Source organism: Bacillus cereus group sp. BfR-BA-01331, from assembly GCF_022663915.1.
Lineage (GTDB): Bacteria > Bacillota > Bacilli > Bacillales > Bacillaceae_G > Bacillus_A > Bacillus_A mycoides.
Genome location: NZ_JAKUGJ010000060.1, coordinates 1 through 8379, shown reverse-complemented (window position 1 = coordinate 8379; position 8379 = coordinate 1). Strand labels below are relative to the sequence as shown.

Genomic DNA, 8379 nt, shown 5'->3' with positions numbered 1-8379 from the left:
ACCTTTCTCCAAATAAAAAAAGGCAAGCGACACCCACTGTAAAAACAGCGTGTGTCGCTTGCCTTAATTCATATGTTCTGATTTGATTGTAATTTTAATTATATGTTCAAACGCTATTCTACCACTTTAAATAATGAAAATCAATAAAATTATATAGTGTTATATAAAAAATAACAGATTAGTATAACTCAACAAGTTTACGTCTTTTCGGATGAACGTTATTTGCAGTACGTACCATGATCTGTTCATCCGTGTCTATATGGATACTTTCATTTTGGATTGATAGCAGTCGTACATTTTCATAAGTGTCCATCAGAAGAATATCTCTGGGTTTTTCACGTTTAGGATAGATAACTACAAGTGGAACACCGTCATCCCCTTCTCTTCTTGAAAACACGACGTCATCTAATCTAGCGATCATTCGGTAATCATTTTCGTTCCCAAAAATAAAGAAGAAATCTTGTATAACGTCTTTGTCTCTCCTATAAGTTCGACGTAGACCGCCATCTATTGGCTCCTTAAATGTTTGTACGTTCTCAACAAATGCATAACGCCACTCAGCATCTCCTACTGTACGTTGGGATAAAGGCACAAAAATATCTTGTTCGAAATTTTGGTTGTCTTCTTTTCCAAGAATGACATCTGAAATAACGTCTCCAGCATCTTTAAGTGAGCAGACGTACATATTTAGATTAGGTATTGTCATTAAAAGTTCGTGATACTCCCTCATAGAAAATAAAAGATTCTTCATCCGTACGTATGGTGGTTCTGCTTCTTCTGCAAGGAACATTGATTTGTCGTACATGACAAAAACAACTGAAACATTGTCCTTCGTTTTTTGAGCATATTCTACATACTTGCCTACTTTTTCAACTAAGGTAGAATTGGTTTCTTTACACATATCCATTTCAATATAGATATTTTTATCTTGATATGAAATGTGTTCATCAGGAACCATTGCCAAGCCTGCATCTTCAATTTCAATTTTTTTTAGCTTTTGATGATAAGACCGAATATCTAACTCATATAATGTCTCTTTATTATAGGTCTTTTTCGTCACTTCTAAAAGCGTACGTACTAAGACTTCTCGTGAGCAGAGTGTATGTAATGAATTTGAATGAGAGTATCTACGTTTTGAAGATCCTTCAGGAATCTTTCTTATTTCCTGAAGGTATTCAATCATTCTTTCTTTTAAAGAGAATGTAGCACGTTTAGTTATACTATCATCTCGCTTCTCAATTTTTTTCGTTAAAATAGCACCGTATTGTGAATAACGATTAAGTTTTGTAAACACACTAGCTTCGGAAAAATCTCGACCTTCAAACGCGCTATAGAGCTGAGTAATTTGTCGTGTAGTAAGATACCTTTTGTGATATAAAACTGTGAATACAAATATGTCAGCCTCCTTTAGATGGAAAAATTTTTGCACGCCTTTGCTTTTATATTTATACGTTTTACTGTTCATATTATACAACCCCATAATTTAAATTTCTTCTCGTGTGATAACTATCATTTCTATATATCTTATTACAGCAGAATTAGGTTGTAAATTATGAAAAATTCAAACTAAATTTGAGCTAATATAGATACTAAAACTCGTACGCTGAAGTTTGGATCAAATTTGCTTCTAAAAATCCGCTATAAATATTGATTTATATAGCTTTATCACTCTTTTAAAATTGTTAGGACAGAGTACAGGTTTGACTCTAACATTTTTTTGAAGGGTAAAGTAAAGATAAAAAATTGTTAGGACGCCCAAACAGAATAAAGGATGGTAGACAAAAAGATTTAAAGGTTCCAATTATTCAAGAATTATAACGGATTTTTTGCGGGGTAGAATTAATGTCATTAACGATTGAAATAGAAAAAAACCGACAAAATTTAATTTGTCGGTCTTTTGTTTAGAATGATAATTTCTTTTTTGCTGGTTGTGAATCGTCGGCTACTTCTACTTCAGGTTCAGCACCAAAATTCAATTTTTTCTTTTTAGGTTTTTCTTCTTGTACTGAATCATCAAATGCAAAAAGTTTATTTAAAACAGCATTTGATTTCTTAGAATTAGCTTGTTCACGCTCTTCTTTAATTCTAGTAATCTCATCAATAATATCACTCACACGTTTTGGTAATGGTAGCCCTGCAACAACTGAATAGAATTTAACTATATCCTCTTCTTTTTTCGCTGTATGTTTATTTACATATGGAGCTATAGGACGTTCATCTACGTATGGAGTTCTTTCTTTTAAGAAGTTTTCCATCTGGTTAAGGAATGAGAAGTTATATAATCGACTAGCTCGTAGCGGTGATGTAACGATAGATAGTGCACTTTTTTTAGCACTTTCTAGCTCTTCTCTTTCTGTATCGTATAAAACTCCTTTTTCTAGTGCATTCCCTAGTTGAGTCAAGTAACCTAGTGGATTTTCAGTGTCTAATTGATTTGATTTTAGCTCTAGTTTTGCTAAAGATAAAACGCCTGGTGTATTAATTACCTGAGCAAATTCACTTGCATCAAAATGTGTATCTGAAAACGGCGTAAATGATGAAGTAACTAAGTTAATCTCATGTAATGCATCAGCAATATATTTGTTACTATAGCTAGTATATTCGTTCGCTAATGCACTTGGGTTTTCTTCTTCAAATTTTCTATATAGTTTAGCATTATCTATTAATACAATTGAACCGAAAGCGTCTTGGTTCATAGCAATGCTACGAATACGTGAAGCTGCATTTTCTAATACTTTTAAAGCCTCAGCATCTCGAGGTAAAGTTAGTAACAATCCAAAATTGTAATCATGTTCATATAACATTTCGATTGCCTTTAAAAGAGCTCCAGTTCCTGTTCCACCACCAAGGCCACAAGTAATCCAGATAAAGTCACGATCTTCAAACTCTTGTTTAACTGCTTCAAAAATCATTGCTCCATGTTTTACAAATGCTTCCTCACCAACCTGTGGATTACGAGCTGCACCTTGTTCATATCCTTCTAACTGAATTTTACGGACATTCCCTGTATTTTTAATCTCAATTTTATTAAAATCTTGGCTATTTGTATTAACAAGAATCGCACGATATGGGTATTTATTGTTTTTAATCTGTGTTTCTTTATTTGCACACTCCGCTGCGATTGCGCATCCTCCCATACCTAGTCCTAAGAATCCAAATTTCAAGCTAATATTTCCTTGGCTTTCGATTTCTGAAAAATTGCCTGCCATATGTATATCCTCCCTCAAATATATATTTTAGTTGTTTTTCTCAACTCGTTTTTCTAGTTCTTTGATTAAAACATTACCTAGATTTGTTACTTCGTAAACTCGAACGCGCCCAAATGGTTTGAAAGATATCAACCCTGCCCCCTCAAGTCGTGCAGTCATAATATCCAAAGAATATCGCGATGGAAGTATCTTTTTTCCTTCATAATCCTTTGCATTCTCTATTTGATATTCTTTATGATACTGGTTGATACAATCCCATAGCTTTTCTTTGTGCATTGCACCTTCAGCGTATAGTACACGTAGAGCCCAAATTCCGTCATTTAAATTCTCACAGAGTACATCAATAATTTCATTGCTACTCATTGATATATTAGACACTAATTTCACACCACCTTTAATAAAAAGTAAAATTTATGTATAGATACAAAAAGCAATATCAATATTACGGAATTTAATCCCGCGATAAACGCCGTAGATACTTCGGGATATACTTCCGAAGTATGAGATGTATTAACTATAATACATCTCAAATATTTTATCAAGAACCTTTTAATATCAAGTGTTTAAATACTTCCGAAATATAACCCGTAATTATTACCGTAATGATTACGGGTTATATTTACGTATTTATTTCGATAATTAATCCCGCTATTTGTACCTAATAACCATCGGATGCAACTGAAAATATGTAAAAACTCATTGATATATGAGTAGATTTATTTCCGCTATGACGAGATGGTTTTGTACATATTGAGGAATTAATCACGCTCATCCAACTAATCACCGCTCAACAAGACAGGCATTTTTGATACATAACCCAATAAATGAGCAATGAATGGTTGAGTGATCAGACGCAAAAAAACATGAAATTTTACGTAATTGGAAAAGGTGTCCTTTTAGTTTCTATAGAATTTCTATATAATGTACTATAGGACAGGCAACATATAGTTAGGTGGTGAGCAAATGATTGATGAACAGTTAAGCGATGGTTATTATCGTGTATCTGAAGTAGCAACCATGCTTGATATACCCGAAAGTACTCTTCGCAGATGGTTGAATGATTTTGATGAGTACTTGAACATTAAAAAAGAACGACAACTTAAATATGTTCATGAGGATAGTATTGATACAGTAAAAAAAATAAAACATTATTATTCAGAGTCAAAGAAAAAGCACGAAATTGTAGTGCTTTTAGATATGGATCCCACTGTTATTCGTAATGTTTATGCTGAAGAGATTGATGACGATGATGAGCAAAAAGAAACATCGCTAGTTAAAGCACAACAGGTAAATACAGACTTGATTGAGGCTTTGACAGAAAAAATCACTGAGGAAGTTACAGCTAAAGTGACCGCCGAATTAACAAAGCAAAATATGGAATTCTTCGCTGCTGTAGCTAAACAAAGTCAGGACAATTTCGATAGAATTAATAAACGTCTAGAGGAACGTGACGAAAAACTAATGAGCACTATACGATTAATTCAAGAACAAAAAAGTGCAAATGCTCAGAAACAAGAAAATACTGAACAAAAAGGCGGATTTTTCTCTAAGTTTTTCGGGAAAAAATAAAAGAGACTATCATTTTGATAGTCTCTTTTATTTTCTAAATCCTTAGGACACTTAGTATCTTTTACTGAGACTAAATTCATTAATAAATAACATGATTAATTCAAAGTTATTATGTTAATTCTGTATATTTTTATGTAAAATCATAATATATAGAATTAAAATATATTTACAGGAGTTGATACATATGTGGAAAAAGATTAATAATTATAAATATCACCTAAAAGATTTATAATTCATGACTTGACTATTTCCCGCTATTGGCTTGTTATATGCTTATGAATTCTTCTCTGGTATAATGTTCGACCAGGAGTTTCGTTGGCTCAAATTATTATGCACGATCATAATGATTCTAGCATTTATGGATATTAGAAAGAAACTTAGTAACAAAGACTATAGAACAACGTGATGCAAATGGAATCCTTATGGGTTCCTTTTTCTTTACAAAATAAAAAAGTAACGAATTCGCTACTTTTATTTCTTCCAATCTTTGAAATTGGCATACTTCATATATTCTTTTTTAACTATTCCTTTATACCATTTATTCTTACTTTCAGGTCTAGAAGGTTTTTTGTTATATTCATTAATATCTCCGTCTACATTAAGCCATTGTGGATTTTCATAAGCATATTTGTAGATGAATTGTCTAGCTTCTTTTAGTGAACTAAAAGAAGCTAAATGTAACTTTGGTTTAGCGGTTCTATATCCATATACAAAATAAGTTGTACCATGTTCCCCTATAGTTTCAAAAAATGGTTTTGGTATCAAATCAATTCTTCTCATTTAAACATCCCCTTTATAATAACCATAGGTTTATTATACAAATTAAGTACTATTAAACTATTGTTCTGCCAATCAATTTACGTTAATTCTCAGAACAATAGTTTAATAAACATGTTTATTACTACAACTGTATACTTTGCTGTTTATTCGAGAGTTAATTTTGTAACTAAAAAACCTATGATTGATTCTCAACCACTCAATCACTGGTCGTTCACTTTTTAAAATGCGAACAAAAACTATGTAAGTGACCGGCGATTAATTGACTGATTGGAACTATAATCAATATAATAAAATCATTCACTCAATCACCACTCAATCTATTAAGGAAAACTAAGTGTATTGTTATTAATTGACCGGTGATTAGTCGGGTGACTCTTACTAATTAGAGGTGAAATGGCGTGGAAATCAAGGTGGTGTGTTGATTGAGCGACAATTGATTAGGTGAGTGTCGTGAAAATAATTGGATTTTAAACCATATTTAGTTGGTTTTTGATTGAGAGGCGATCATGTAGATGTTTAATGTGCAGATTTTCGTTCGTGTTAAGTTCACCAGGTTGTTACTTTTGAAAATCAGCTTGCAACCATGAAAAAAACTATATATGATGTAGTTACTTTAATAATTTCATATTTTTCTAGATATAGATTTATTAATAATATAACATTTATATAATGTAAAAATAAAATATAATAAAGCAAAAAAAGGTTCATCAGCCCAATGAAATAGCGCCAACTATCTCATTGTGGTTAACCGCGAATCGCTGAAACTCTAAATCTTTTTCTAGAGCGCGGTAAACAAAGCTTCTAAACCTTTTTTGATTTGCATGAAATTATAAGATAATTTTACTGTATCTTATGTATTTGTGCAACTTAAAAAGGGGATTTCTTGCGTATTTTTAGGCATTGTTTACCGTGGTTATACATGTATTGCTTTTTTAAAGAGTAGTATTTTTGTATACGTGGTATGACAGTGCCTTTTTTGTGCTCTTTTGAAAGGAGTTAGCAACATTATGAATACGCAAATGGCTTTTTCCCAGCAGAACTTTAAGGTTCATGGGGTTAAGTTTTTCGATGGATTATTAAACATCGTGAAACTAGAAAATGAACGGAAAGAATTACCATCTTCAGCTTTAGCTACTTATATCTTGCTTCACTTTGAATGTAATGATATTGGAATGCTACCACGTGAATTTCAAATCATGGATCTTGCTAAGAACAGTGGGATTCCCTACACAACAATTTATACGGGGTTTCAAGTTTGCTTGGAGCGTAAGCTCGTAAAAGAGACACCTGTTGGAAATCGTACTGTATATGAGGTTGTAGATTATGCCTTGTATAACCATACTGCTGCAGAAACTACAAAAACTACAGATATATCACTATCATATTTCCGAATTCCATTTCATCTTATTCAAACAACTATACTTAGTAGTCTTGTAAAGGCTCGTGATAACAGAGGGATTATGTTCCTATTAGAATTAATAAATACTTTTTCTAGAAAAATTGGTATGGAGCATTATAAGCACCAGATTCAAGAGTTCGAGATTACAAGAAGAATGGCTTTTTTAAAGGATAAATTGAATCGTAATGCAAAGAAGGTACGACAATACATAGAAATTTTAAAACCAATTGTGCAATTTACAGCAATTGATTCTAAGGAAAAGAAGTCTAGCGAATCTCGCATAGCGCGTGTTAGAAAACAGGTGAAACAAGTCATCATTGAAAAGTTCAATGTGGTGTTTTCTTCAAACTGCGTAATTGAGAATGATAAAAAAGATTTACATAGGCCGGTAGCGAAATGCAGAAAGGAAGCAGTATCTCGTTTAAAATATATGGGACAATCATTACGAAAGAAAGATCGTGAAAATATGATGATTGCATTTAAACAGGAAATTGTGGACATTGCTGCATACATGCCAACAAAGGAAAAACAAAACGAATTACTGATTACCGCAATGACTTATGCATTAGATCAGGTTGAAAATTATTCGAAAGAGCAAGAAATATTCTCTATTCCTGCATTTATGCGAGTACAATTTAGAGAATCCTGGACTGATTTTACGGAAAAAAGCTTGTCTGTAGAAGAAAGGCACGATGTAATGATGAATTATTATAATCAAAATGGTGCCTATCCAGACTTCATAAAATCTTAAAAAATATAGTAAGCAGCAGCCCTTGTTAAAGAATCACATAAAAGCAAGGGTTATTTGGCATGTTCTTTAATTTGAGGACATGTTTTTTTGTTAAGGAAATGTCTTTACCGGCGCTTTTACGTAAATATATAAACAGTTTATGCTGCTTTTGGATACGATTCATTTTGTTTATAATTCGATTCAATACTTGTGATTATCTTAATACTATATATTAAAACTTGTGAATTCTTAGTAATATGATATTTAGCTTCTTAATTTGTGTTTTTTATGATTCATTACTTGTATGTAATGGGGATAGTACGATATGTAATTTGGTTTATTATAAAAGAACGTATGGTATATAAGGATTCATAAGCACTTGTATTTTCTCTTTATATTTAATAATTGAGTTTAGTTATATATGATTCTTGTATTATTTATATAAAATACTTGAATATATTTTTATTTGAAATATTGTTTTCTTTAGATTAGATACATAAAAAATAAGAAAAATATAAGTGCATATATTAGCATTAGGATTTTTTGAAACTGTTGACTTTTAAAATTCAGAGATGTATTCTTATACATGAACAACAATTTACTAAGAGAAATATACAAATTAATAGATTCATTCTTTAGCTAAACGGACACACCGAAGGCACATAACCTGCCATCGGTGTGTCTTTTTTTAT

At 31.8% G+C, this 8379-nt stretch carries 6 protein-coding genes; 2 read left to right on the top strand and 4 right to left on the bottom strand.

Features of this window, described 5'->3' with window-relative positions; translation table 11 throughout:
- Nucleotides 1–178: 178 nt before the first annotated feature.
- From MR155_RS30195 to MR155_RS30185, 3 genes are all read right to left on the bottom strand, one after another.
- Nucleotides 179–1465 (bottom strand): replication-relaxation family protein, encoded by a 1287-nt coding sequence (locus tag MR155_RS30195; protein ID WP_242312004.1) that lies wholly within the window; start codon nucleotides 1463–1465, stop codon nucleotides 179–181.
- A gap of 436 nt (nucleotides 1466–1901) precedes the next feature.
- Nucleotides 1902–3209, bottom strand: a complete 1308-nt coding sequence (gene repX, locus MR155_RS30190; protein ID WP_002166825.1) for a plasmid replication protein RepX — start codon at nucleotides 3207–3209, stop codon at nucleotides 1902–1904.
- 27 nt (nucleotides 3210–3236) lie between these two features.
- Nucleotides 3237–3572: a hypothetical protein gene (locus MR155_RS30185; protein ID WP_033710312.1), complete on the bottom strand. Its 336-nt coding sequence runs from the start codon at nucleotides 3570–3572 to the stop codon at nucleotides 3237–3239.
- Between the two features lie 600 nt (nucleotides 3573–4172).
- On the opposite strand from MR155_RS30185, the gene MR155_RS30180 reads away from it, so the two are divergent.
- Nucleotides 4173–4778 (top strand): MerR family transcriptional regulator, encoded by a 606-nt coding sequence (locus MR155_RS30180; RefSeq protein WP_002166823.1) that lies wholly within the window; start codon nucleotides 4173–4175, stop codon nucleotides 4776–4778.
- A 471-nt stretch (nucleotides 4779–5249) separates the two neighbouring features.
- Here MR155_RS30180 and MR155_RS30175 read toward each other — a convergent pair whose 3' ends face one another.
- Nucleotides 5250–5558, bottom strand: coding sequence for a hypothetical protein (locus MR155_RS30175; protein WP_242312003.1), 309 nt, complete (start codon nucleotides 5556–5558; stop codon nucleotides 5250–5252).
- A 1007-nt stretch (nucleotides 5559–6565) separates the two neighbouring features.
- On the opposite strand from MR155_RS30175, the gene MR155_RS30170 reads away from it, so the two are divergent.
- Nucleotides 6566–7708 (top strand): hypothetical protein, encoded by a 1143-nt coding sequence (locus MR155_RS30170; protein ID WP_002166821.1) that lies wholly within the window; start codon nucleotides 6566–6568, stop codon nucleotides 7706–7708.
- Nucleotides 7709–8379: the final 671 nt, after the last annotated feature.